Below are 20,854 nucleotides of genomic sequence, written 5' to 3'. Positions count from 1 at the left end.
GCGGCACGGCTCGCCGGCGGTGGCCGCGGTCGTCGACTCCCTGATGTCCGGTCGCCCGGGGCGCCCGGCCCGACGCGAGGACCGGCGCACCCCTGCGGCTCCGCGCCCGCACCGCCTGCCCGGCCGTGGGCGCGTTCCCGGATTCAATCAGGTATCCGGGCCGGTGCGCAGGGGCCGGTCAGGGAGCGGGCCGGGTGGAGGCGGAGGGAGCGGGGGACGCGGCCGGGTCGGGGACGGGCGCGCCGAGCAGGTCGGGGCCCGTGATCCCGGCGGCCGTGGACCACGCGGACAGCGTGAGGGGCTGCGGCGCGGTCAGCGGACGTATCAGCGGGGACACGGCGGCGGCGCCCGCCATCACCGGGGCCGTCAGGGCGTGGAGGGTGCCCTGGTGCCCGGCGGCCGGGGACGGTGCCCCGGACAGCAGCGGCGCGGAGACCTCGGTGGGGGCGACCGGGGTGTCGCCCAGGCCGCCCTGGCCCTGCGCCTGCCCGAGCAGCGGCCCGGCCGCGCGGCGCCGCTGCGACTCGGGTGCCGTCGCGGCGCCCGTGCCCTGCGTGCGCGCCGGCGTGACGTTGGTCCCGCTGCCGGAACCGCCGCGGGCCTCCGTGTCGGCCGGCGTCCCGACGGTGACCCCGCCGAGCGCGATCGCGGCCAGGGAGACCGCCCCCGCGGCCACGAACGCGAAGCGCAGGCGCGAGGACGACCGGTCGGTCTCGTGACGGCCGACGTCGTGGATGCGGAAGCCGCGGCCGGCCGGCGGGGCGGCCGGCAGCACGGGGGCGTGCCGGCGCACGGGGGCGTAGTCGAACTCGAACCGCTCGCCGCGCCGCACGCCGAAGGCCCCGGACTGCCCGAACCGTCCGGACAGTCCGCCCGGCAGCCCTCCCCCGCCCGGCGCCGTACCGCCGCCGTCCGGGTCACCCCCCGCGGGAAGGCCCTGGAGGCGGGCCAGGAAGCTCTCGGAGGGGGGCGGCGGGGCCGCCTCCGCGAAAACGTTCTTCAGGCGGCGCTGGGCGTCCACCTCCGCCTTGCACTTGGCGCAGGTGGCGACGTGCGCCAGCACGCGCTCCCGCGCGTCATGACCGAGCTCCCCGTCCACCAGGGCGGAGAGTCGGTCTCCCAGGTGCTGCTCCGCGAGGTGCCCCTCGGAGTCGGGCCGTGATCCGCTCACGCGCTCGCGCCCCCTCCTCCCAGGGCGGGGACACGGGACACGAAGGAGCGGCGCTCGGCGCGCGCCTTGGGCGAGCGGTGCGCGAGGGCCTTGCGGAGCTGGGAGCGGCCCCGGTGGATCCGCGAGCGGACCGTGCCGAGCTTCACGCCGAGGGTCGCGGCGATCTCCTCGTAGGACAGTCCCTCGATGTCGCACAGCACGACGGCGGCGCGGAACTCGGGGGCCAGGGTGTCGAGGGCCTGCTGGACGTCCGCGTCGAAGTGGGCGTCGTTGAAGACCTGCTGCGGGGTGGGCTCCTTGCTGGCCAGCCGCTCGGCCGCGTCCTCGCCGAGCGCGTCGAAGCGGATGCGCTGCTTGCGGCGGACCATGTCCAGGAACAGGTTGGTGGTGATGCGGTGCAGCCAGCCCTCGAAGGTCCCCGGCGTGTACGTCGACAGGGAGCGGAAGACGCGCACGAAAACCTCCTGGGTGAGGTCCTCGGCGTCGTGCTGGTTGCCGGTGAGGCGGTAGGCGAGCCGGTAGACCCGGCCGCTGTGCATGCTGACGATCTCCTCCCAGGTGGGCGGAGTCCACGCCTGCCCGTCCGCGTCGGTGGAGAAGGTCGCGGTCTGGGCCGGGCCGGCGGCGGGGCCGTGGTCAGCAGCGGTGTCGTTCACGGATGTCGGCCTGCCCGCCGATCCGAGGAAGCGCCGTAGCACTCCACCCCGGTCCCCGGGCGCGGCCGCACCTCCCCTGTCAGCTCTGGTGGTGTCCAGTGGAGCCCCTACCATAGCCACCTCGCCCGTTAGCACCGGATAAGCGGTTTTACGAGAATTTGATCTGGGCTGGCACGGCTCGTACGGCTGCGTCAGCACTTGCTCGGCGCCCTCGTCCATCCCCTGCCCCCCGTCACGGCCCGCGCCTGTTGCTCTTCCCCTTTAAACGACCGGTCCCATCTGCGGGTTCCCGGCGCCAACGGATACAGTCACGCCCAGGCAACCAGGGGACAGGAGAGGGTCATTACCGGCAACCGGCAGACGAGCTGGGCGTTCGCCGACGCCTATGTCGCCGAGGACGAAGCGCTGCAGTGGGCACGCGACCGGGCCCTCGAGGCAGGGCTGCGTTCGGTGTCGCCCGGCACGGGCGCCGCGCTGCGTCTGCTGGCCGCCTCCGTGGACGCCAAGGCGGTCGCCGAGATCGGCACCGGCTGCGGGGTCTCCGGGATCCACCTGCTGCACGGCATGCGCCCGGACGGGGTGCTCACCACCGTCGACACGGAGCCGGAGCACCAGCAGTTCGCCCGCCAGGCGTTCCGCGCCGGCGGCTTCGCCAGCAACCGGGCCCGTTTCATCCCGGGCCGCGCCCTGGAGGTCCTGCCCCGGCTCGCGGACGCCGGGTACGACCTCGTCTTCTGCGACGGCGACCGCCAGGAGTACATCGACTACCTCGCCGAATCGCTGCGGCTCCTGCGCCCCGGCGGGCTGGTCGTCTTCGAGGGCGTCTTCGCGCACGGCCGCACGGTGGACTCCGGACCGCAGCCCACGGAGGTGCTCCGGCTGCGGGAGCTGCTGCGCGCGGTGCGCGAGAGCCAGGAGCTGGTGCCGTCGCTGCTGCCGGTGGGCGACGGCCTGCTGTGCGCGGTGAAGCGGTGAGCCGCCCCGGCGGCGCGTGCCCCGAGGCCCCGTAAAACAGCCGCCCCGGCATCGTGCGTGGATGCCGGGGCAGCTGTGAGGATGTAGTCGCTTGCGCGTCAGCCGACGACCTTCTTGAGAGCGTCGCCCAGGGCGTCGGCCTCGTCCGGGGTCAGCTCTACGACGAGCCGACCGCCGCCTTCGAGCGGAACGCGCATGACGATGCCCCGCCCCTCCTTGGTCACCTCGAGCGGGCCGTCGCCCGTCCGCGGCTTCATGGCCGCCATGCTCGTTCCCCTTCCTGAAACCCAGCTCACCGTCACAGCCGACGGCCCACTGAAGGGCGCGCGCGGTCCCGTGAGCAGGACACGCGTCACCGGCGTCGAACACATTGCTTCCAGGCCATTATCCCGCATCGCACGACCCGATGACCAACATCGGTCGGCATCGCTTGGGCAACGCGCGCGAGCAAAACCACTCAATTCGGCGATGGGACTGCGATACTGCACCGCCGCACACCGGTCCGCCGGACGCGGGCGGACCGGAATTCTTTGACGCAGGTCACACGTCCCCTCCGGTCCGCCGCCGGTGATCTCCGTCATGCTGTCCTGCAGACCCGGGACGTACCCACCGGTACGTCCCCGAGCCGCTACACGGAGGGGATACGCCATGGCCGACACCGTGCTCTACGAGGTGAGCGACGGACTGGCGACGATCACGCTGAACCGCCCGGAGGCGATGAACGCGCTGGACGTCGCCACCAAGGTCGCCCTGCGGGACGCGGCCAGGGCCGCCGCGGACGACACCGCCGTCCGGGCCGTCCTGCTCACCGCCGCCGGTGACCGGGCGTTCTGCGTGGGGCAGGACCTCAAGGAGCACATCGGGCTGCTGATCTCGGACCGGGAGACCGGTTCGGCGCACACCATGAGCACCGTGCGGGAGCACTACAACCCGATCGTGCGGGCGCTGACCGAGGCGGCGAAGCCGGTCGTCGCCGCGGTGAACGGGGTCGCGGCCGGGGCGGGCTTCGGCTTCGCGCTGGCGGCGGACTACCGGATCGTGGCGGACACGGCGTCCTTCAACACCTCGTTCGCCGGGGTGGCGCTGACCGCCGACTCGGGCATCTCCTGGACGCTGCCGCGGGTGGTCGGCCCCGGCCGGGCCGCCGACCTGCTGCTCTTCCCGCGCAGCATCGGCGCGCAGGAGGCGTACGAGCTGGGCATCGCCAACCGGGTGGTGCCGGGCGCGGAGCTGCGCGCGGAGGCCGGGAAGGTGGCGCGGGCGCTGGCCGAGGGGCCGACGGTGGCGTACGCGGCGCTGAAGGAGGCCATGGCGTACGGCCTGACGCACTCGCTGGAGGAGACCCTGGAGAAGGAGGACGAGCTGCAGACGCGGGCCGGCTCCTCCGAGGACCACGCGATCGCGGTGCGGGCCTTCGTCGACAAGGAGAAGCCGAAGTACCTGGGGCGCTGACGGGGCCGCCGGCCTCAGGCGCGGCGGGCGACGCAGGCCTGGAGGTGGTCGTCGACCAGGCCGCAGGCCTGCATCAGCGCGTAGGCCGTCGTGGGGCCGACGAAGCGCAGGCCGCGCTTCTTGAGCGCCTTGGCCAGGGCCGTGGACTCCGGGGTGACCGCGGGCACGTCGGCGAGGGTCCGCGGGGCCGGGCGCGCGGCCGGGTCGGGCGCGTGGGACCAGATCAGCCCGTCCAGCTCGCCCGGCTCCCACTCCGTGAGCACGCGCGCGTTGGCGAGGGTCGCGTCGATCTTGGCGCGATTGCGGATGATGCCGGCGTCGGCGAGCAGGCGCTCGCGGTCCTCGTCGGTGAAGGCGGCCACGGCGGCGATCTCGAAGCCGGCGAAGGCGGCGCGGAAGCCCGCGCGGCGGCGCAGGATGGTGATCCAGGACAGGCCCGACTGGAAGGCCTCCAGGCTGAGGCGTTCGAAGAGGGCGTCGTCGCCGCGGACGGGCCGCCCCCACTCCTCGTCGTGGTAGGCGACGTACTCGGCGGCGGACAGGGCCCAGGGGCAGCGCGGGGCGCCGTCCGGGCCGGCCACGGGGGCTCCGTCGCTCACGGCCGGTCCCCCCGCGGGTCCGTCTTCTCCACGGCGACGCGGGCCGCGGCGGCGCGGGCGCCGGCCAGGGCGGACTCCAGGTCGGCGATGCGCGCGTCCCGCTCGGCGAGCTCGGCGCCCAGCCGGCCGAGGGCGTCGTCGACGTCCGCCATGCGGTAGCCGCGGGCGACGAGGGGGAAGCGCAGCCCCTCCACGTCCGCGCGGTCCACCGGACGGTCCGGCGGCAGGGGGTCGCTCAGCCGCTCGGGGGCGGCCTCGGTGAGCGGGCCGTTCTCGCCGCCGCCCACCACGGCGAGGGTCACCGCGGCGACCACGACGGCGAGCGCGACGACCAGGAACAAGAACATAACCATCGCTGAGGTCCCCACGGTCGGATCGGTTGATCGGATGTGCCAGGCTCCGATCGTGCCATGCGAGTCTGGCAGTTAGGGTCGCAGGCGGTCGAGGACCGGGACGTTCCCGGCACGCACGAGGAGAGGTCACAGGGGATGCTCAGGCTGGGCAGGCGGGAATTCGGACCGCACGAGCCGGTGATCATGGCGATCGTGAACCGGACCCCTGACTCCTTCTACGACCGGGGCGCCACCTTCCGCGACGAGCCCGCGCTCGCCCGCGTGGAGCAGGCCGTGGCCGAAGGGGCCGCGATCGTCGACATCGGCGGGGTCAAGGCCGGGCCGGGCGACGAGGTGACGGCCGAGGAGGAGGCGCGGCGCACGGTCGGTTTCGTCGCGGAGGTGCGGCGGCGGTTCCCGGACGTCGTGATCAGCGTGGACACCTGGCGTGCGGAGGTCGGCGAGGCGGTCTGCGAGGCGGGGGCGGACCTGCTGAACGACGCGTGGGGCGGGGTCGACCCGCGGCTGGCGGAGGTCGCCGCGCGGTACGGCGCGGGACTGGTGTGCACGCACGCGGGCGGCGCCGAGCCGCGGACCCGGCCGCACCGGGTGGAGTACGGCGACGTCATGGCCGACATCCTGGAGGTGACGGTCGGGCTGGCCGAGCGGGCGGAGGCGCTGGGCGTGCCGAGGGAGTCGATCCTCATCGACCCCGGGCACGACTTCGGCAAGAACACCCGGCACAGCCTGGAGGCGACGCGGCGGCTGGACGAGATGGTCGCCACGGGGTGGCCGGTGCTGGTGTCGCTGTCCAACAAGGACTTCGTCGGGGAGACCCTGGACCGGCCCGTGAAGGAGCGGCTGGTGGGCACGCTGGCGACGACCGCGGTGTCGGCGTGGCTCGGGGCGCAGGTCTACCGGGTGCACGAGGTCGCCGAGACGCGTCAGGTGCTGGACATGGTGGCGTCGATCGCGGGGCACCGGCCGCCGGCGGTGGCGCGGCGGGGGCTGGCGTAGCGCCGCCCCCGCCGTGCGCCGGACCGGGAGGCCGGAAGGCCGGCGAACCGGGAGGCCGGGAGACGGAGGGCCGGGAGACGGGGAGCCGGGCGGGTCCTAGCGGCCCGCCTCCTTCGACACCAGGGCCACCGCCTCGTCCACGTCGTCCGTGACGTGGAACAGCAGCAGGTCCTGTTCGGCGGCCTTGCCCTGGGCGATCACCGTGTGGCGCAGCCAGTCCACCAGGCCGCCCCAGTAGGCGGTGCCGAACAGGACGATGGGGAAGCGGGTGACCTTCTGGGTCTGGACCAGGGTCAGGGCCTCGAAGAGCTCGTCGAGGGTGCCGAGGCCGCCGGGCAGGACGACGAAGCCCTGCGCGTACTTGACGAACATCATCTTCCGCACGAAGAAGTAGCGGAAGTTGAGGCCGATGTCGACGTGCGGGTTGAGCCCCTGCTCGAAGGGCAGCTCGATGCCGAGGCCCACCGAGATGCCGTTCGCCTCCCGGGCCCCCTTGTTCGCGGCCTCCATGGCCCCGGGGCCGCCGCCCGTGATCACCGCGAAGCCGGCCTCGACCAGCGCCCTGCCGATCCTGACGCCGGCGTCGTACTCCGGGGAGTCCACGGGCGTCCGGGCCGAGCCGAAGACGCTGATGGCCGAGGGCAGTTCGGCCAGGGTGCCGAAGCCCTCGATGAACTCCGACTGGATGCGCAGCACCCGCCAGGGGTCGGTGTGCACCCAGTCGGACGGCGCCCGCTCGTCCAGCAGCCGCTGGTCGGTGGTGCTGGCCTGGACCTGTCCCCGCCGCCGGAGGACCGGCCCCAGGCGCTGCTCCTCCGGCGGCTGCTTCTTCCCCTCGGGGTTGCCGGTAGCCATGTGCGCTCCCTCCGTGTCGGGGTCTCCCCTGCTCACGCGGACCCGGGAGCTCGGGGAGGGGTTGTTCCGCCTCAGCGTAGATCTACGCGGGTTACGTGCGGGGGACCTCAGCATGTCCGCCACGAAGCGCCGTAAACACGGGTCACGCCGTCAGCCAGGACCTCAGGCGCTCCTCCCCCGCCAGGATCTTCGCGACCTCCACGCGCTCGTCCCGCTTGTGCGCCAGGTGCGGGTTGCCGGGTCCGTAGTTGACCGCCGGGACGCCGAGCGCCGAGAAGCGCGAGACGTCCGTCCAGCCGTACTTGGGCTGCGGGGTGCCGCCCACGGCCTCGATGAAGGCGGCGGCCGCCGGGTGGGACAGGCCCGGCAGGGCGGCGCCGCTGTGGTCGTCCACCACGAACTCCGCCACCCCGCAGTCCGCGAAGACCTCGCGGACGTGGGCCACGGCCTCCTCCGGGGTGCGGTCCGGGGCGTAGCGGAAGTTCACGGTGACCACGCACTCGTCGGGGATGACGTTGCCCGCCACCCCGCCCGTGATGCCGACCGCGTTCAGGCCCTCCCGGTACTCCAGGCCGTCGATCACCGGGTTGCGCGGCTCGTAGGCGGCCAGGCGGGCGAGGATCGGGGCCGCCGCGTGGATCGCGTTGGAGCCCATCCAGCCGCGTGCCGAGTGGGCCCGCTCGCCCGTGGTCTTCAGCAGGACCCGCAGGGTGCCCTGGCAGCCGCCCTCCACCTGGCCGTCCGACGGCTCCAGCAGCACCGCGAAGTCGCCCCGGAGCCACTCCGGGTGCGCCTCGGCGATGTGCTTGAGGCCGTTGAGGTCGGCGGCGACCTCCTCGTTGTCGTAGAAGACGAAGGTCAGGTCCCGGTTGGGCGCGGGGACGGTGGCCGCGATGCGCAGCTGCACCGCCACGCCCGCCTTCATGTCGCAGGTGCCGCACCCCCACAGCACGCCGTCCTCGTCCAGCCGCGAGGGGACGTTGCCGGCGATCGGGACCGTGTCGATGTGGCCGGCCAGGATCACGCGCTCCGCCCGGCCCAGGTCGGTGCGGGCCACGACGTTGTTGCCGTACCGGTCCACCGTCAGGTGCGGCAGCGCGCGCAGCGCGGTCTCGATCGCGTCCGCGAGCGGCTTCTCGGTGCCGCTGACGGAGGGCAGGTCCACGAGCTGCGCGGTCAGGCGCGCGGCGTCCAGCGTGAGGTCGAGCGGGGTGTCCGGCGTGAGGTCAAGCGGGGTGTCGGCCATGCCGCCGACCCTAGCGCGCCGGGCCTCGCGCACGGCCCCCACCCGGCTCCGGGACCCTCGTACTCTCCAGTACCTTGTAGGGCGTGCCAGAGCCGTCCCCCACTCCCCAGCGTCGCGGCCGCCTCTTCCGTCTCGGAGCGGCCCTCGTGGTCCTGCTCGCGGTCGCCGGCTACCTCGCCGTGCAGTACGTCACCGGAGGCACGGGCGCACCCGGGTGCAAGGTCGTCTCCGGCAAGGGCGACGGAGCGACGTACGCATTCACGCCCGAGCAGGCGGTCAACGCGGCGACGATCACCGCCGTGGGCACCGCGCGCGGGCTGCCCGAGCGCGCCGTGACGATCGCGCTGGCGACCGCCCTGCAGGAGTCGGGCCTGCGCAACATCGACTACGGCGACCGGGACTCGCTGGGCCTGTTCCAGCAGCGGCCCTCGCAGGGCTGGGGCACCCCGAAGCAGATCATGGACCCGGCCTACGCGGCGGAGAAGTTCTACGAGCACCTGGCCGAGGTGCCCGGCTACACCCGGCTGCCCCTCACCGTGGCCGCGCAGCGCGTGCAGCGCAGCGGCTACCCGCAGGCCTACGCCAAGCACGAGCCGGACGCGACGCTGCTCGCCGCCGCCCTCACCGGGCGTTCGGCGGCCACGCTGACCTGCGAGGGCCGTCCGGCCGCGACCCGGGCGTCGGGGCCGGACGCGGTGCGCGCCGCGTTCGTGCGGGACTTCGGGCGCGACGCGGTGGAGCCGGCCGGCGCGGAGGTGAGCGGCGCGGCGGCCACGCCGTCGCCCTCCCCGGAGGCGGACGGCCGGACCGTGACGCTGCCGGTCACCTCCGACGGCGGACCGGTCACCGCGGCCGGGCCGCGGCAGCGCGGCTGGCAGCTGGCGCACTGGGCCGTGGCCAACGCCTCCGAGTTGCACATCGCGCGGGTCTCGTACGGGGGCCGGGTGTGGACCGCCGGGAACACCGACAGCCGGTGGCGTCCGGGCGACGGCGCCGCGGGGGCGGAGCGGGACGCGGGCGCGGTCCGTATCGTCACCGCGCAGTAGTGCGGGGACTCACCCGCGCGAGGTAGCCGGGCCGCCTTCCGGCGACGGCGTGCGCAGGTTTTCGCGTCGTCACCCCCGGCGCGGGCGAGACCCTTGGGAACACGGGGCTGTAAGGATTCCGCGGGCTTCCCCGCCCGGCCCGGTCTGCCCGCTTTCGTCCGCAGCCGATAATGCGACGCATTGCCAACTCTTTACGTCGGCCCGCCGCAACCTTCGAGGGCTTCGAGCGGTAGTCACTGCGTCCGAGCCCGGACGACCAACCGCCCCGGGCCGGCCGCCGGCCGACCGTCCGGCGGACCAACTACCGGGCCCGGTCGGACACTTCACCGTTCTCTCCGTCGAAGGAGCACCATGTCCCTCCCCCTGACCCGCCGGATCGCCCGTGCCGCGCTGCTCGTCGCTGCGGGAGCGGCCGCCGGGGTCGGTGCGGCCGGCTCGGCCGGCGCGGCTCCCGAGCTGCCGGCCGCCCCGAACCTCGGCGGGCTGACCGCCCTGGACGGGGCGAACGCGGCCGACACGGTCGACGGCGCGGCGCGGAACGTCACCGAGGCCGCGGGTGACACCGGTGGCAAGGCCGTCAAGAAGGCGGTGCCCGCCGCGGGCAAGACCGGCGGCAAGGCGGTCAAGAAGGCCGCCCCGGTCGCGCAGAAGGCGGCCGGCGACGCGGCCGGTTCCGCCGGCGAGATCCTCGGCGACACCGCCGGTACCGCGACCAAGGGCGGGCTGCCGACGCAGCAGCTGCCGGTCAAGGGCCTGCCGCTCGGCTGACACCGGCCTCCAGCGACCCGCACGGCGACGGGGTCCGGGGATTTCCCCGGACCCCGTCGGCGTGTGCGCGGCCGGAGCGGCGGCGGGTGTCAGCCGGCCAGCCGGGCCACCGCCGCCCGGACCCGTTCGTCCGTCGCCGTCAGCGCCACGCGGACGAAGCGCTCGCCCGCCGGGCCGTAGAAGTCGCCGGGGGCGACGAGGATGCCGCGTTCGGCGAGGTGGGCGACGGTCGACCAGCAGGACTCGTCGCGGGTGGCCCACAGGTAGAGGCTGGCCTCGCTGTGCTCGATGCGGAAACCGTGGGACAGCAGCGCCTCGCGCAGCAGCGCGCGGCGGGCCGCGTACCGCTCGCGCTGCTCGCGCACGTGGGCGTCGTCGCCGAGGGCCGCCGCGACCGCCGCTTGGGTCGGCGCCGGGGTCATCATGCCGCCGTGCTTGCGGATCTCCAGCAGGGGGCCGAGGACCGCCGGGTCGCCGGCCAGGAAGGCCGCCCGGTAGCCCGCCAGGTTGGAGCGCTTGGACAGCGAGTGGACGGCCACCAGGCCGTCGTACGAGCCGCCGTTGACGTCCGGGTGCAGGACGGAGACCGGGTCGGCCTCCCAGCCCAGCTCGATGTAGCACTCGTCGGAGAAGACCAGCACGCCGTGCTCCCGGGCCCACGCGACGATCCGGGTCAGCTCCTGCTTCGACAGGACCCGGCCGGTCGGGTTCGACGGGGAGTTCAGCCACAGGAGCCTGAGGTTGGCCGGGTCCAGCTCGGTCGGGTCGTCGTAGACCTCGTGCTCCGCGCGGGCCAGGCGGGCGCCGACCTCGTACGTCGGGTAGGCGAGCCGCGGGTGGGCGACCTTGTCGCCGGGGCCGAGGCCGAGCTGGGTGGGGAGCCAGGCCACCAGTTCCTTGGAGCCGACGACCGGCAGGACGTGGCGGTGGGTGACGTCCCGGGCGCCGAGGCGGCGCCGGACCCAGCCGGTGAGCGCGTCGCGCAGCTCCGGGGTGCCCCAGACCGTCGGATAGCCCGGGGAGTCGGCCGCGGCGACCAGGGCTTTCTGGATCAGCTCGGGGACCGGGTCGACGGGCGTGCCGACGGACAGGTCGACGATGCCGTCCGGGTGCGCGGCGGCCGTCTTCTTGTAGGGCTCCAGCCTGTCCCAGGGGAAGGTGGGCAGCCGGTCGGAGACTGCGGACACGGGTACTCGCTCACTTTCTGATACGGCAAACGCCTCGGCCCCGCACGGCGATCAGGGCGATCGTGACGATCCGACCGTGATCAGGCCGTACGGGACCGAGGCGGCGGCGGTACCGCCCGGTCCGTACCGCGACCGGGGCGGTGCGGGCCGCTTACGGCATTACTCGCCCTGCGGCGGGAGCGCGGCGACGAACGGGTGGTCGCGCTCGATCAGCCCCAGCTTGCTGGCGCCGCCGGGCGAGCCCAGCTCGTCGAAGAACTCGACGTTGGCCTTGTAGTAGTCCTTCCACTCCTCCGGGACGTCGTCCTCGTAGAAGATGGCCTCGACCGGGCAGACCGGCTCGCAGGCCCCGCAGTCGACGCATTCGTCCGGGTGGATGTACAAGGACCGCTGGCCCTCGTAGATGCAGTCGACCGGGCACTCCTCGATGCACGCCTTGTCCTTGACGTCGACACAAGGCTGCGCGATGACGTAGGTCACGCTGTCGTTCCTCCTCGATAGGGCGCTGGCGGGCCTCCTCAGGCTCCGCCGCCTGGCGCGCGGGAGCGCGGCGTCGTCGATGCCCGCCCCTAGTATCTCCGTTCTTGGGCATGATCCGAACAGGAGGGGTGAACTGACCTGTGGAAATCTCTGCCGCCGGGCGCCTCGAGGTCCGTATCACCACTGCTGACGTGGGCAAACGGGTCTCGGTACGGAGCTTGATCGAACATGGTCCCCCGGGTGAGAAGTTCACCGATACGGTCGGAGTTCTCACATCATGGGACAACGGTGTGCTGCTGATCACACGCAGGGGCGGCGAGTCCGTCCGCATCGCTGAATCGGCACTGGTCGCGGGCAAGGTGGTGCCGTCCGCGCCGGCGCGCCGGCGGGGTCCCGCCGCCTCGTACCGGGAGCTGGCCCGGGTCGCCGCGCGGGCGTGGCCGCCGGTGGAGAGCGAGCGGCTGGGGGAATGGGAGCTGCGGGCCGCGGTCGAGGCGGTGCCGCGCGCGGCGCGTCCGCCGGGGGCGGTGACCGGGCGGCGGGCGGGCTTCACGCGGCGCGCCAACTCCGTCCTGCCGCTGGGGGATCCCGGGCGGCCGCTCGACGAGGCGCTGGACGCCGTGCGGCGCTGGTACGGCGAGCGCGGGCTGCCCGCCTACGTGCAGACCGCGACCGGCGCCGAGGGCACGCAGGAACTGCTCTGCGCGGAGCTGGAGCGGCGCGGCTGGGTGCGCGAGGTGACCGCCGAGCTGTGGGTGGGGGCGCTGGCGCCGCTCGCCGACCGGGGCGATCCGGACGCGGTCGTGCTGTCCCGGACGGCGGACGAGGCGTGGCTGGCGCGGTACCGGCGCAAGGGCGTGAGCGAGGTGGCGCTGCGGGTGCTGGGCGGCGGGCCGTCGGTCTGGTTCGCGACCGTGCCCGGCGAGGGCGTGCCGGCCGCGATCGGGCGGTGCGTCGTGGACGGGCGGTGGGCCGGGTTCGCCGCCGTCGAGGTGGATCCGGCGCTGCGGCGGCGGGGGCTGGGCACGGCCGTGATGGCGGCGCTGGCCCGGCAGGCCCTCGACGAGGGCGCCTCGGCCGCGTGGCTCCAGGTCGAGTCGGACAACGCGGCGGCGCGCGGGCTGTACGCGGGGATGGGCTTCGCGGCGCACCACGCGTACCACCACTACCGGGCGCCGGCGGACGGCGGGACCGGCCCGTCGCACGGGCCGGCGTGAGAGGGGGCGGGTCTGCCGTGCGTCCCCCCTTCCCCCCGCCGTCCGGGCGCTCCGCCGAGCTGCGGCGGCGGTTCGCCGAGGAGGCCCGGGCCGAACGGCCCGACCTGTCGACGCTGTGCCTGCTGGTGGGCGCCCAGGCGGACGGGACGCTGGACGACGACGGCCTGGACGGCGCGCAGGCCGAGCTGGACCGGCTGGCCGGGCTGCTGCCGTACCGGCCGGGCGGGCCGCGCGCCTGGGCGGTGGCGCTGCGCGAGCTGCTGGGCGAGCGGTACGGCTTCCACGGCACCCCGGGCGACTACCGGCGCCTGGAGTCGTCGCTGCTGCACCACGTCCTGCGGCGGCGGCGCGGTCTGCCGATCCTGCTGTCGGTGGTGTGGATGGAGGTGGCGCGCCGGGCCGGGGCGCCGGTGTACGGCGTGGCGCTGCCGGGGCACTTCGTGGTCGGGTTCGGGACGGCCGGGGAGCAGGTCCTGGCCGATCCGTTCGACGGCGGACGGGTGCTGACCGGGGCCGACGCGGAGCTGCTGGTCGTCGGGGCCACCGGCGCGCCCCTGGACCCCGCCCTGCTGACCCCGGCCGATCCGCTGGACGTGGTGCTGCGGATCCTGAACAACGTCCGGGCGTGGGCGGCGGCGCGCCCGGAGCGGTCCGACGTGTCGCTGTGGGCGGTCGAGCTGTCGCTGCTGCTGCCCTCGCACCCGGCGCGGCTGCGCTACGAGCGGGCGCAGCTGCTGGTGCAGCGCGGCGACTTCACGGCCGGGGCGGCGGAGCTGGAGGCGTACGCCGAGATCGTCGCCGTGGTGGACGAGCCGGCGGCCGAGCGGATGCGGGGGCAGGCCCGGGCGGCCCGGGCGATGCTGAACTGAGGACGGGCCCGGCCGAGCCGGACGCGTGCCGCCCGGGAAGGCCGGGAAGGCCGGGAAGGCCCGTCCCCTCGGGGACGGGCCTTCCGGTGCGCGTGGGGCCGGGGGTCAGTTCGGGCTGGTGTCGATGACTCCGACGCGCTCCGCCGCGGTCTTGCCGCGCAGCGCCGTGCGCAGCGCGGCCACGACGTCCTGCGGCAGCACGCCGCGCTTGCCGGTGGCGGTCTCGACCCGCACGTCGTCGAAGGTGCTGCCGTACGCCTCCTTGAGCGCCTCCAGGTCGTACGTCTCCACCAGCTTGCCGTCCACGGCCTTGACGCCGAGGATCTTCGGCAGGGACACCGGGCCGAACGGGATGCTGTGCGCCGCGTCGGTCCGGATGGTGACGAGACCGGACATCGCGGGCTGGGCGAACTCCTTCATCATCCGGTCGACCTCGGAGTTCGGCACCGTCGGCTGCCGGGTGGTCGTCGGGACCGCCACGGGCGTGGACGCGCCCGTCTCGACCTGGTTGCGGTAGGCCTCCTCGACCGCCTCGGTGGAGGAGTCGACGTCGATGCCCTTGCCCGCCTTGCCGTAGACGGCGACGGCCTTGCCCTGCTGGAACTTGATGGTGCCCTCGACGACGGAGCCGGAGCCGCCGGCCGCGTCCTGCAGGGCGGCGTGCAGCTTCTCCTCGTCGACGGGGATGACCGGCTCGACCACGCGGTGGTTGCCGAACAGCGAACCGATCACGGAGACCGGGTTGTAGTCGCTCTTGGCGGCGGCGCCGACCGTGGACTGCATGTCGAACTGGAGGCCCGCCTGGTCCGGCTCCAGCGTGACCGTCCGGCCGCCCACCGACAGCTTCAGCGGCTTGTTCACCCGCTCGTCGAAGGCGTCGTTGAGCTTCTTCACGGCCTCGTCGCGGGTGCCGCCGCCGATCTCGACGCCGAGCACGGTGGTGCCCTTGGGCACGTCGGAGTGGTTCATCAGCAGGCCGGCGCCGTAGGCGACACCGGCGAGGACGACCAGTCCGCCGCCGAGCAGGACGAGCTTGTTGCGCCCCTTCTTCTTCGGCGGCTTGGCGGAGCCGGCCGCCGGCCGCGGGGCCGGGTCGGGCAGCTTGGGGGGCGTGTGCGTCAGCGGGCCGTCGGCGGGCGCGCCCGGGCCGAACGGCGCGTCCAGGCCGGGCGGCACGACGGGGATGCCGCTGGTGACGGTGTCCCCGGAGACGTTGTCGTGGCGGACGCCGTAGCCGGGGCCGTCCGGTTCGGGAGCGGGCTTCTGCGGGGTGAGGATCGCGGTGTCGTCGCTCATCCCGCCGCCCGGGCCGTGACCGGCGGCACCGGGGCCCGCACCGGGCGCGCCGGGGCCGTCGAAGCCACCGGGAGCGCCGGGGCCGGCGGGCCCGCGGTAGCCGTCAGGGGCGCCCTGGCCGGTGTAACCGCCGGGGGTGCCCTGCCCGGTGCGGTTGCCGGGGCCGCCGTTCACCGGAGGCAGTGCCGGGCCGTCCCCGGTGACCGGTCCGGTCGTCGGGCCGGCCGGACCCTGCGGGCCGCCGCCCTGCCCGTCCTCCGGGAAGTACGCCAGGTCGTCGGGGCGCGGCTCGGCGCCGCCCCGGTCCGGACGCGGGCCGTTGCCCAGCGGGCCGGCCGTCAGCGCCTCGGTCACGTCGAAGGAGCCGGTGCCGCCGCCGTGCCCGGGGGCCACGGGACCGCCGGTCGCGCCGGAGAGCCCGGCGCCGTTCGCGCCGCCGGGGCGCGGGCCGCCGACGGGCCCCGTTCCGTTCGCCCCACCGGGCCGGGAGCCGCCCGGCGCGCCCATGGAGCCGACCACGCCTCCGGGGCGCCCGGCGCCCGGCCGGGGGCCACCGGCCGCACCGGCGCCGGTGCCTGACGCACCCGCACCGGGGCCGGCAGCGGCGGCACCGGATCCGGCCGCGCCCGAACCGCCGGGGCGGCCCGTGCCGTTGGCGGGGCCGGTGGCCGGTCCGCCCTTGGCCGGCGCGGACTTGCGGGGCGCGAACCAGTCGCTGGTCCCCTTCTCCTCGCCGGTCGGGGCGGAGGGGGCGGGCTCGGCGGCCGCGGGAGCCTCGGCGGTGCCCGCGGACGCGGCGGGGCCGGGCGCCGGCGTCTCCGCCGTGGTGTCGGCGGCGCTCTCGGCCTCCGCGACGGGCTTGCGCACGACGACCGGCGGAATCGGCCGCGATCCGGGGATGTTGATGCGGATCCGCGTCGTCAGCGTGGTCTCGGTCTTGCGGTCCTCCGGCCGCGCGCCCGCACGGCCCGCGTCCGTACCGTCGCCGGGAGCCGTCGGCGTCCCGTAGGGCGGGGTGCCCGACGGGTAGGCGGCTCCGCCGCGCCCGTCGGGCCCGGAGGACGGGGTGTCAGTTTCACGACTCAAGGCAGGTTCTCCCGGTTGGCTCCGCCGCCCGTCACGACCTCTCGCTGGGGGTCCCCCCTGCTCGGAGAGCTCGGGGGAAGCTCGGCGGCGCGCACCACCATACTGGCCACTTCTCGCCCGTATCCCACGACCGCCGTGGAAACCCACACCGGACCCGCACGCGCGCCTCGTGGCGAAGTGGTACGTCATTTGCCAAGTCGGCCCGCCCCGTCGTCCGGTTGCCGCCCCGGCGCGAGCGTGGCGCAGATCACAGCGACGGCCATGCCGCCGAGCAGGAAGAGGTACGATCCGCCGCCCGCGGCGAAGACGAAGTCCCCTTCGGGACGGGTGGTGGTGAGCAGGATGACGGCGAGCATCCAGCCGGCGGCGGAGGCGACGGCCCCGATCCGGCCGCGCAGGGCGCGGGCCGCCCCGAGGCAGAGTCCGGCCTCGCCGGCGAGGGCGAGCAGCAGTCCGCCCGGGAACCAGGCGGGCTGCACCAGCGCGCCGGCCGCCCCGGTCACCGCGCCGAGCACGAACAGTCCGAGGCAGGCGGCGGCCCGCCCGGCGGAGGGCGGTCGCAGCGGCTGGGCCAGCGCCGGCGTCCGGTCGCTCACGACTCCTCCCCGAGGGGGAGGCCGAGACCGGCGAAGAGGTCGGTCTCGCGCACGCCCGAGCCGCGTTCGCCGCGCACCAACTCGTAGTACTCGGTGGCGAAGAGCGGCTGCGCCAGTTCGTTGGAGAGGACGAAGTAGGGCTCCGCGACAGTGATTTGGGTGGCGTGGGCGCGCATCGCGGCGGCCTTGGCGGCGACGTGGGCGGTGCCGTCGATCTCGGCGGTGATCCGCTCGTCGCCGACGACGCCCGGTACGTCGTCGAGGGCCGCCGCCTCGGTGAAGGGGAGGCCGGGCAGGTCGTCCCGGAGCCGGGCGAAGGACTCCTCGGCGACGGAGCGCGGGACGCGGTTCCAGTAGATCTTGGCGATGCCGCAGCCCGCCTCGTCGGCGAGCTCGGCGGCGCGCATGGCGACGCGGTGGGCCTGGATGTGGTCGGGGTGGCCGTAGCCGCCCCGCTCGTCGTAGGTGACCAGGACCTGGGGGCGCACCTCGCGGACGACCTCCAGGAGGCGGGCGGCGGCCTCGTCGACGTCGGCCTGCCAGAAGCAGGCGGGGTCGTCGTTGTCGGGCAGGCCCATCATCCCGGAGTCCGCGTAGCGGCCGGCGCCGCCGAGCAGCCGGTGGTCGGTGACGCCGAGCGCGCGCATGGCGGCGGTGAGCTCGCCCAGGCGGTGCTGTCCGAGGGCGGCGCCGGTCAGGTGGGCGAGTTCGGGCGGGATGACCTCGCCGCGTTCGCCGAGGGTGCAGGTGACCAGTGTCACATGGGCACCCTCGGCCGCGTACCGGGCCATGGTCGCGCCGTTGTTGATCGACTCGTCGTCCGGGTGCGCGTGCACCAGCAGCAGACGCCGGGCGGGCAGTTCCGTCATGGGGACCACCCTATGAGGCGCCGGGCCGCTGTTCGCCGTGCCCCGGCCCGTCAGCCCTCGTCGTCCCCGTAACGCGGCAGGCCGCTCGTCGCGATGGTCCACTCCCCGATGGTGACGTCCTCGCCGTAGACGAAGTCCTTGCGGGTGGCGTACCGGGGGCCGTCCGGGGTGGGGTGGATGTCCGTGAACACGGCGCCGGTGCCGGTACGGGGGTCGAAGACCGCGTAGACGGGGATGCCGAGCAGCGGGTAGTCGCGCATCTTGCCGACCCAGTCGTTGTCCGGGTTGGAGCGGGAGACGACCTCGATGGCGGCGATGACGGCACGGGGGTCGACGGAGCCCTCGACGTCCAGGTCGGCCCAGGCGATCACCAGCACGTCCGGGTGCCGCATGACGCCCTCGGGCACGTCCTCCACGTCAGGTGTGCCGTTGTGGGCCAGCAGCCCGTCCCGCATGACCCTCTCCAGACGGCGGCTGACGCGTGCGGCCGTGACCTCGTGGGGTCCACCGGCCGACACCATGTCGTGGACGATCCCTTCCTTCGTGATCTCGAACTTGCCGGGCAGCGTGTCGTCCACGGACCGCACGAAGTCGCGCATGGCCCGGTACAGGTGGGAGGCGCCCTGCCGCGCGTCGTCGGGTGCGACGGTCATGGCGCTCGCTCCTCGTCGTCTGTGCCCAGGGGCAAGGATCGTCGCTTTCACGCTAGGCGGCCCCCTGGTGGCCGGTCCGGCAGTCGCGGCAGCGGGTGCCGGGTTCGGGTGAGCGGAAGGCCCGGTCGCAGCCGTCGCAGTTCCGCATCGGGTACCGGGAGGGCCGGGGAGCGGCCGGTGCCCGGAACGGGGGCGGGGGCGGGAGCCGGTCGGCCAGGCGGTGGGCCAGGAGGGCGGCGGGACGGCGTACGCCCTCGGGGGGCAGGTCGGCGGTCAGGGCACGGCGTACGGCGTCGGGGGTGACGTCCCGCTCCAGCCAGGCGGCGACGCCGGGGGCCAGGTGGGCCGTGTCGCGGGCGGAGAGGAGCAGGCGGGGGTCGTGGCGGTGGAGGTCCGCGAGGAGATCGGTGGCGGCCTGGAGGAGCGCGGGGGCGGGGTACGCGGGGCCCGGCACGGCCGGGAGCGGCCTGCGGGGCGCTCGCTGCCCGCGCGCCGCGCGCGCCGCGCCGTCCTCGCACGTCTCGTGACGCCGCGGTTCCGCCTCCGGGCGGCCGGGGGTGCCGGTGCGGTGGCGGGCCGCCGCCGGCTGGTTGCAGGAGACCGTGCGGGTGACGATGCGGCCGGTGGGCGTGCGCACGCGTTCGCGGCGCAGGTAGCCGTGGGCTTCCAGTTCGCGCAGGGCGGCGGCGATGCGGGTGGCTCCCTCGGGGAACCGGGCGGCGAGGGTCTTGATGTCGGCCGGGGCGCCCTGGGGCAGCGACTGGAGGTGCACGCCGAGCCCGATGGCGAGGAGCGAGAGCTCCCGATGCTGGGCCAGGTGGTTGCCGACCACCGTGAAGCGGGTGGTGTGGCGGGTGTTGTCGTGCAGGAGCCCGCCGGTGCGGCGGGCCGCGCCGGGCCGCCGGTTCGGGTGCTTGTCGCCCGCAAGGCGGGCCTGGGCGTGCGGGGGCACGCTAGGGTTCTGAGTACCCATCGGGAAGCTTCCTCTTCCTCGGTGGTCAGGCCCTCGCACTGGGATGCCCGTCCCGGCGGGGGCCGTCTCATGTCTGCGGTTGTGGTGGTGCGTTGCGCCGAGCGTCGGGCCTCGCGGGCCGCGAAAGCCAGCCGGTCCGGCGATGTTCACCCGCCCGAGTGAGCGCGGGCCGCGGGCGGGAGGGGTGGGGCTCGGCAGGGTGCTTTCCCCCGTCGTTCTTTGTCTTCTGGCCGCCGACGGCACCGGAGCCCGCGGGGTCGGGTGCCGGTGGTGTGCGGCCCGGTGAGTTCCTCGTTCATGTGACTCGGGACGGCCGACCGGACGTACCGTGACGGTGATCGAGTCGTCGCGCAGAGTGACTTCTGGCGCGGGACGGTACGGAGCGGCACGACGGAGGGGCGCGCATGTCGGTGGACGGCGAGGCGGTGCGGGTCAGGACCGAGGCGGAGCGGGCGGACGAGCCGGGCTGGGAGGTGGACCCGGACGACGACTGGGCGCTGGCCGTGGTGGCCACCGTGGGACGGCAGTTGAGGCTCCGCCGGGAAGCGGCGGGCCTGCGGGCCGGCGAGTTCGCGGTGGCGGTCGGGTACGGCGAGGACCTCGTCTACAAGATCGAGGGCGGCAAGCGCATCCCGCGTCCCGAGTACCTGGACACGGCGGACCGGGTACTGGGCGCCGGGGGCCTCGTCGCGGCGATGAAGGAGGACGTGAGGAGGGTCCGGTACCCGAAGAAGGTGCGGGACCTGGCCCAGATGGAGGCACGGGCGGTGGAGCTCCAGCTCTACGATCCGCTGAACATCCACGGCCTGTTGCAGACGCCCGACTATGCGCGCGGCCTGCTCCTCATGAGGCGCCCCGCTTACTCTCCCGAGGAGGTGGAGCGGTTCATCGCTGCTCGCGTGGCCCGTAAGGCCGTCTTCGAGCGGGATCCGGCACCTGAACTGAGCTTCGTCCTGGAGGAATGGACGCTCCGGCGCCCGCTGGGCGGGCGGAGCAGGCTGCGCCACCAGTTGGAGCATCTGCTCGAAGTGGGGCGACTGCGTAACGTCGAGCTCCAGGTCATGCCCATGGACCGCGAGGAGCACGCCGGCCTGGCCGGCGGCATCGAGGTGCTGAAGTTCGAGGACGGCTCGATGGTGGGGCGCTCGCAGGCAGTCGCCAACGGCCGACCGGTTTCCGAACCCAGGCAGCTCCGTATCCTGGAACTCCGGTATGGCATCATCCGGGCGCAGGCCCTCACGCCGCGTGAGTCGGCCTCATTCATCGAGCAACTGCTGGGGGAGACATGAGCCGCAAGCCCCTGTCCGGAGACGCCTCCGAACTGGCGTGGTTCAAGAGCAGCTACAGCAGCAGCAGCGAGGGCGACTCCTGCGTCGAGGTCGCCGCCGGACCCGCCACCGTCCACGTCCGTGACTCCAAGAACGCCGAAGGCCCCCGTCTCGCCTTCACCCCCGCCGCGTGGGCCGACTTCGTGCCGTACGCGGTCGAGGACTGACCCGGATCGAGAGAAC

General features: G+C 74.6%; 23 protein-coding genes. 9 read left to right on the top strand and 14 right to left on the bottom strand.

Annotated elements, in window-relative coordinates; all coding sequences use genetic code 11:
* Nucleotides 1-178 precede the first annotated feature (178 nt).
* Nucleotides 179-1,171 carry a zf-HC2 domain-containing protein gene (locus ACIF8T_RS19955; protein WP_400036759.1) on the bottom strand — a complete coding sequence of 331 codons (993 nt, stop codon included), beginning with the start codon at nt 1,169-1,171 and terminating at the stop codon, nt 179-181.
* Nucleotides 1,168-1,941, bottom strand: a complete 774-nt coding sequence (gene sigE, locus ACIF8T_RS19950) for an RNA polymerase sigma factor SigE (RefSeq protein ID WP_400036757.1) — start codon at nt 1,939-1,941, stop codon at nt 1,168-1,170. Before sigE ends, ACIF8T_RS19955 begins: the two co-directional genes overlap by 4 nt.
* A gap of 165 nt (nt 1,942-2,106) precedes the next feature.
* On the opposite strand from sigE, the gene ACIF8T_RS19945 reads away from it, so the two are divergent.
* Nucleotides 2,107-2,802 carry an O-methyltransferase gene (locus ACIF8T_RS19945; protein WP_400036968.1) on the top strand — a complete coding sequence of 232 codons (696 nt, stop codon included), beginning with the start codon at nt 2,107-2,109 and terminating at the stop codon, nt 2,800-2,802.
* Nucleotides 2,803-2,900: 98 nt separating this feature from the next.
* Here ACIF8T_RS19945 and ACIF8T_RS19940 read toward each other — a convergent pair whose 3' ends face one another.
* Complete coding sequence (locus ACIF8T_RS19940; RefSeq protein WP_003966491.1) at nt 2,901-3,068, bottom strand: DUF3117 domain-containing protein; 168 nt, start codon at nt 3,066-3,068, stop codon at nt 2,901-2,903.
* A 382-nt stretch (nt 3,069-3,450) separates the two neighbouring features.
* Between ACIF8T_RS19940 and ACIF8T_RS19935 the strand changes: the two genes are divergently transcribed.
* On the top strand, nt 3,451-4,254 hold the full coding sequence (locus ACIF8T_RS19935) for an enoyl-CoA hydratase/isomerase family protein (RefSeq protein ID WP_400036755.1): 804 nt from the start codon (nt 3,451-3,453) through the stop codon (nt 4,252-4,254).
* A 14-nt stretch (nt 4,255-4,268) separates the two neighbouring features.
* On the opposite strand, the gene ACIF8T_RS19930 is transcribed toward ACIF8T_RS19935, so the two are convergent.
* Together ACIF8T_RS19930 and ACIF8T_RS19925 are read right to left on the bottom strand one after the other, a co-directional pair.
* A complete protein-coding gene (locus ACIF8T_RS19930) occupies nt 4,269-4,853 on the bottom strand; it encodes a DNA-3-methyladenine glycosylase I (RefSeq protein WP_400036753.1) in 585 nt (194 codons plus the stop codon).
* Entirely contained in the window at nt 4,850-5,206 is a 357-nt protein-coding gene (locus ACIF8T_RS19925) for a DivIVA domain-containing protein (protein WP_400036751.1), read from the bottom strand. The genes ACIF8T_RS19930 and ACIF8T_RS19925 overlap by 4 nt, the downstream gene beginning before the upstream one ends.
* Nucleotides 5,207-5,341: 135 nt before the next feature.
* Here ACIF8T_RS19925 and folP point away from each other — a divergent pair, with 135 nt between their 5' ends.
* Entirely contained in the window at nt 5,342-6,202 is an 861-nt protein-coding gene (gene folP / locus ACIF8T_RS19920) for a dihydropteroate synthase (RefSeq protein WP_400036966.1), read from the top strand.
* Between the two features lie 96 nt (nt 6,203-6,298).
* Here the strand turns inward: folP and ACIF8T_RS19915 are convergent, their stop codons facing one another.
* Together ACIF8T_RS19915 and dapE are read right to left on the bottom strand one after the other, a co-directional pair.
* The gene (locus tag ACIF8T_RS19915) at nt 6,299-7,057 is read right to left on the bottom strand and encodes a TIGR00730 family Rossman fold protein (protein ID WP_400036749.1); all 759 of its coding nucleotides are present in this window, start codon (nt 7,055-7,057) and stop codon (nt 6,299-6,301) included.
* A gap of 142 nt (nt 7,058-7,199) precedes the next feature.
* On the bottom strand, nt 7,200-8,303 hold the full coding sequence (gene dapE, locus ACIF8T_RS19910) for a succinyl-diaminopimelate desuccinylase (protein WP_400036747.1): 1,104 nt from the start codon (nt 8,301-8,303) through the stop codon (nt 7,200-7,202).
* An 83-nt stretch (nt 8,304-8,386) separates the two neighbouring features.
* Here dapE and ACIF8T_RS19905 point away from each other — a divergent pair, with 83 nt between their 5' ends.
* Both ACIF8T_RS19905 and ACIF8T_RS19900 read left to right on the top strand, forming a co-directional pair.
* Nucleotides 8,387-9,349 (top strand): heavy metal transporter, encoded by a 963-nt coding sequence (locus ACIF8T_RS19905; RefSeq protein WP_400036745.1) that lies wholly within the window; start codon nt 8,387-8,389, stop codon nt 9,347-9,349.
* A 351-nt stretch (nt 9,350-9,700) separates the two neighbouring features.
* A complete protein-coding gene (locus tag ACIF8T_RS19900) occupies nt 9,701-10,117 on the top strand; it encodes an ATP-binding protein (RefSeq protein WP_400036743.1) in 417 nt (138 codons plus the stop codon).
* 89 nt (nt 10,118-10,206) lie between these two features.
* Here ACIF8T_RS19900 and ACIF8T_RS19895 read toward each other — a convergent pair whose 3' ends face one another.
* Both ACIF8T_RS19895 and fdxA read right to left on the bottom strand, forming a co-directional pair.
* Nucleotides 10,207-11,304: a bifunctional succinyldiaminopimelate transaminase/glutamate-prephenate aminotransferase gene (locus ACIF8T_RS19895; RefSeq protein WP_400036741.1), complete on the bottom strand. Its 1,098-nt coding sequence runs from the start codon at nt 11,302-11,304 to the stop codon at nt 10,207-10,209.
* 159 nt (nt 11,305-11,463) lie between these two features.
* Nucleotides 11,464-11,784 carry a ferredoxin gene (gene fdxA / locus ACIF8T_RS19890; protein WP_014674796.1) on the bottom strand — a complete coding sequence of 107 codons (321 nt, stop codon included), beginning with the start codon at nt 11,782-11,784 and terminating at the stop codon, nt 11,464-11,466.
* Nucleotides 11,785-11,924: 140 nt separating this feature from the next.
* On the opposite strand from fdxA, the gene ACIF8T_RS19885 reads away from it, so the two are divergent.
* Nucleotides 11,925-13,001, top strand: a complete 1,077-nt coding sequence (locus ACIF8T_RS19885) for a GNAT family N-acetyltransferase (protein WP_400036739.1) — start codon at nt 11,925-11,927, stop codon at nt 12,999-13,001.
* Between the two features lie 17 nt (nt 13,002-13,018).
* Nucleotides 13,019-13,870 carry a tetratricopeptide repeat protein gene (locus ACIF8T_RS19880; RefSeq protein WP_400036737.1) on the top strand — a complete coding sequence of 284 codons (852 nt, stop codon included), beginning with the start codon at nt 13,019-13,021 and terminating at the stop codon, nt 13,868-13,870.
* A 105-nt stretch (nt 13,871-13,975) separates the two neighbouring features.
* Here ACIF8T_RS19880 and ACIF8T_RS19875 read toward each other — a convergent pair whose 3' ends face one another.
* From ACIF8T_RS19875 to ACIF8T_RS19855, 5 genes are all read right to left on the bottom strand, one after another.
* Entirely contained in the window at nt 13,976-16,252 is a 2,277-nt protein-coding gene (locus ACIF8T_RS19875; RefSeq protein ID WP_400036735.1) for a hypothetical protein, read from the bottom strand.
* 185 nt (nt 16,253-16,437) lie between these two features.
* The gene (locus ACIF8T_RS19870) at nt 16,438-16,848 is read right to left on the bottom strand and encodes a DUF6113 family protein (RefSeq protein ID WP_400036733.1); all 411 of its coding nucleotides are present in this window, start codon (nt 16,846-16,848) and stop codon (nt 16,438-16,440) included.
* On the bottom strand, nt 16,845-17,717 hold the full coding sequence (gene mshB / locus ACIF8T_RS19865) for an N-acetyl-1-D-myo-inositol-2-amino-2-deoxy-alpha-D-glucopyranoside deacetylase (RefSeq protein WP_400036731.1): 873 nt from the start codon (nt 17,715-17,717) through the stop codon (nt 16,845-16,847). Before mshB ends, ACIF8T_RS19870 begins: the two co-directional genes overlap by 4 nt.
* Nucleotides 17,718-17,767: 50 nt before the next feature.
* Nucleotides 17,768-18,370 (bottom strand): Uma2 family endonuclease, encoded by a 603-nt coding sequence (locus tag ACIF8T_RS19860; protein WP_400036730.1) that lies wholly within the window; start codon nt 18,368-18,370, stop codon nt 17,768-17,770.
* A gap of 52 nt (nt 18,371-18,422) precedes the next feature.
* Nucleotides 18,423-19,343, bottom strand: coding sequence for a helix-turn-helix domain-containing protein (locus tag ACIF8T_RS19855; RefSeq protein ID WP_400036728.1), 921 nt, complete (start codon nt 19,341-19,343; stop codon nt 18,423-18,425).
* A 404-nt stretch (nt 19,344-19,747) separates the two neighbouring features.
* On the opposite strand from ACIF8T_RS19855, the gene ACIF8T_RS19850 reads away from it, so the two are divergent.
* The gene (locus ACIF8T_RS19850; RefSeq protein WP_400036726.1) at nt 19,748-20,632 is read left to right on the top strand and encodes a helix-turn-helix domain-containing protein; all 885 of its coding nucleotides are present in this window, start codon (nt 19,748-19,750) and stop codon (nt 20,630-20,632) included.
* Nucleotides 20,629-20,838, top strand: coding sequence for a DUF397 domain-containing protein (locus ACIF8T_RS19845; RefSeq protein ID WP_400036724.1), 210 nt, complete (start codon nt 20,629-20,631; stop codon nt 20,836-20,838). The genes ACIF8T_RS19850 and ACIF8T_RS19845 overlap by 4 nt, the downstream gene beginning before the upstream one ends.
* Nucleotides 20,839-20,854 lie beyond the last annotated feature (16 nt).

Source organism: Streptomyces sp. NPDC085946, from assembly GCF_044540485.1.
Taxonomy (GTDB): Bacteria; Actinomycetota; Actinomycetes; order Streptomycetales; family Streptomycetaceae; genus Streptomyces.
Note: the sequence above shows the minus strand (reverse complement) of the source record. Positions and strands in the feature narration are given on the sequence as shown.

What these genes read in the sequence shown, in the direction of transcription:
- sigE (WP_400036757.1), bottom strand. Translation starts at nt 1,941, where the DNA reads ATGGTAGGGGCTCCACTGGACACCACCAGAGCTGACAGGGGAGGTGCG.
- ACIF8T_RS19940 (WP_003966491.1), bottom strand. Translation starts at nt 3,068, where the DNA reads ATGGCGGCCATGAAGCCGCGGACGGGCGACGGCCCGCTCGAGGTGACC.
- ACIF8T_RS19935 (WP_400036755.1), top strand. Translation starts at nt 3,451, where the DNA reads ATGGCCGACACCGTGCTCTACGAGGTGAGCGACGGACTGGCGACGATC.
- ACIF8T_RS19925 (WP_400036751.1), bottom strand. Translation starts at nt 5,206, where the DNA reads ATGGTTATGTTCTTGTTCCTGGTCGTCGCGCTCGCCGTCGTGGTCGCC.
- folP (WP_400036966.1), top strand. Translation starts at nt 5,342, where the DNA reads ATGCTCAGGCTGGGCAGGCGGGAATTCGGACCGCACGAGCCGGTGATC.
- ACIF8T_RS19915 (WP_400036749.1), bottom strand. Translation starts at nt 7,057, where the DNA reads ATGGCTACCGGCAACCCCGAGGGGAAGAAGCAGCCGCCGGAGGAGCAG.
- dapE (WP_400036747.1), bottom strand. Translation starts at nt 8,303, where the DNA reads ATGGCCGACACCCCGCTTGACCTCACGCCGGACACCCCGCTCGACCTC.
- ACIF8T_RS19900 (WP_400036743.1), top strand. Translation starts at nt 9,701, where the DNA reads ATGTCCCTCCCCCTGACCCGCCGGATCGCCCGTGCCGCGCTGCTCGTC.
- mshB (WP_400036731.1), bottom strand. Translation starts at nt 17,717, where the DNA reads ATGACGGAACTGCCCGCCCGGCGTCTGCTGCTGGTGCACGCGCACCCG.
- ACIF8T_RS19860 (WP_400036730.1), bottom strand. Translation starts at nt 18,370, where the DNA reads ATGACCGTCGCACCCGACGACGCGCGGCAGGGCGCCTCCCACCTGTAC.
- ACIF8T_RS19855 (WP_400036728.1), bottom strand. Translation starts at nt 19,343, where the DNA reads ATGGGTACTCAGAACCCTAGCGTGCCCCCGCACGCCCAGGCCCGCCTT.
- ACIF8T_RS19850 (WP_400036726.1), top strand. Translation starts at nt 19,748, where the DNA reads ATGTCGGTGGACGGCGAGGCGGTGCGGGTCAGGACCGAGGCGGAGCGG.
- ACIF8T_RS19845 (WP_400036724.1), top strand. Translation starts at nt 20,629, where the DNA reads ATGAGCCGCAAGCCCCTGTCCGGAGACGCCTCCGAACTGGCGTGGTTC.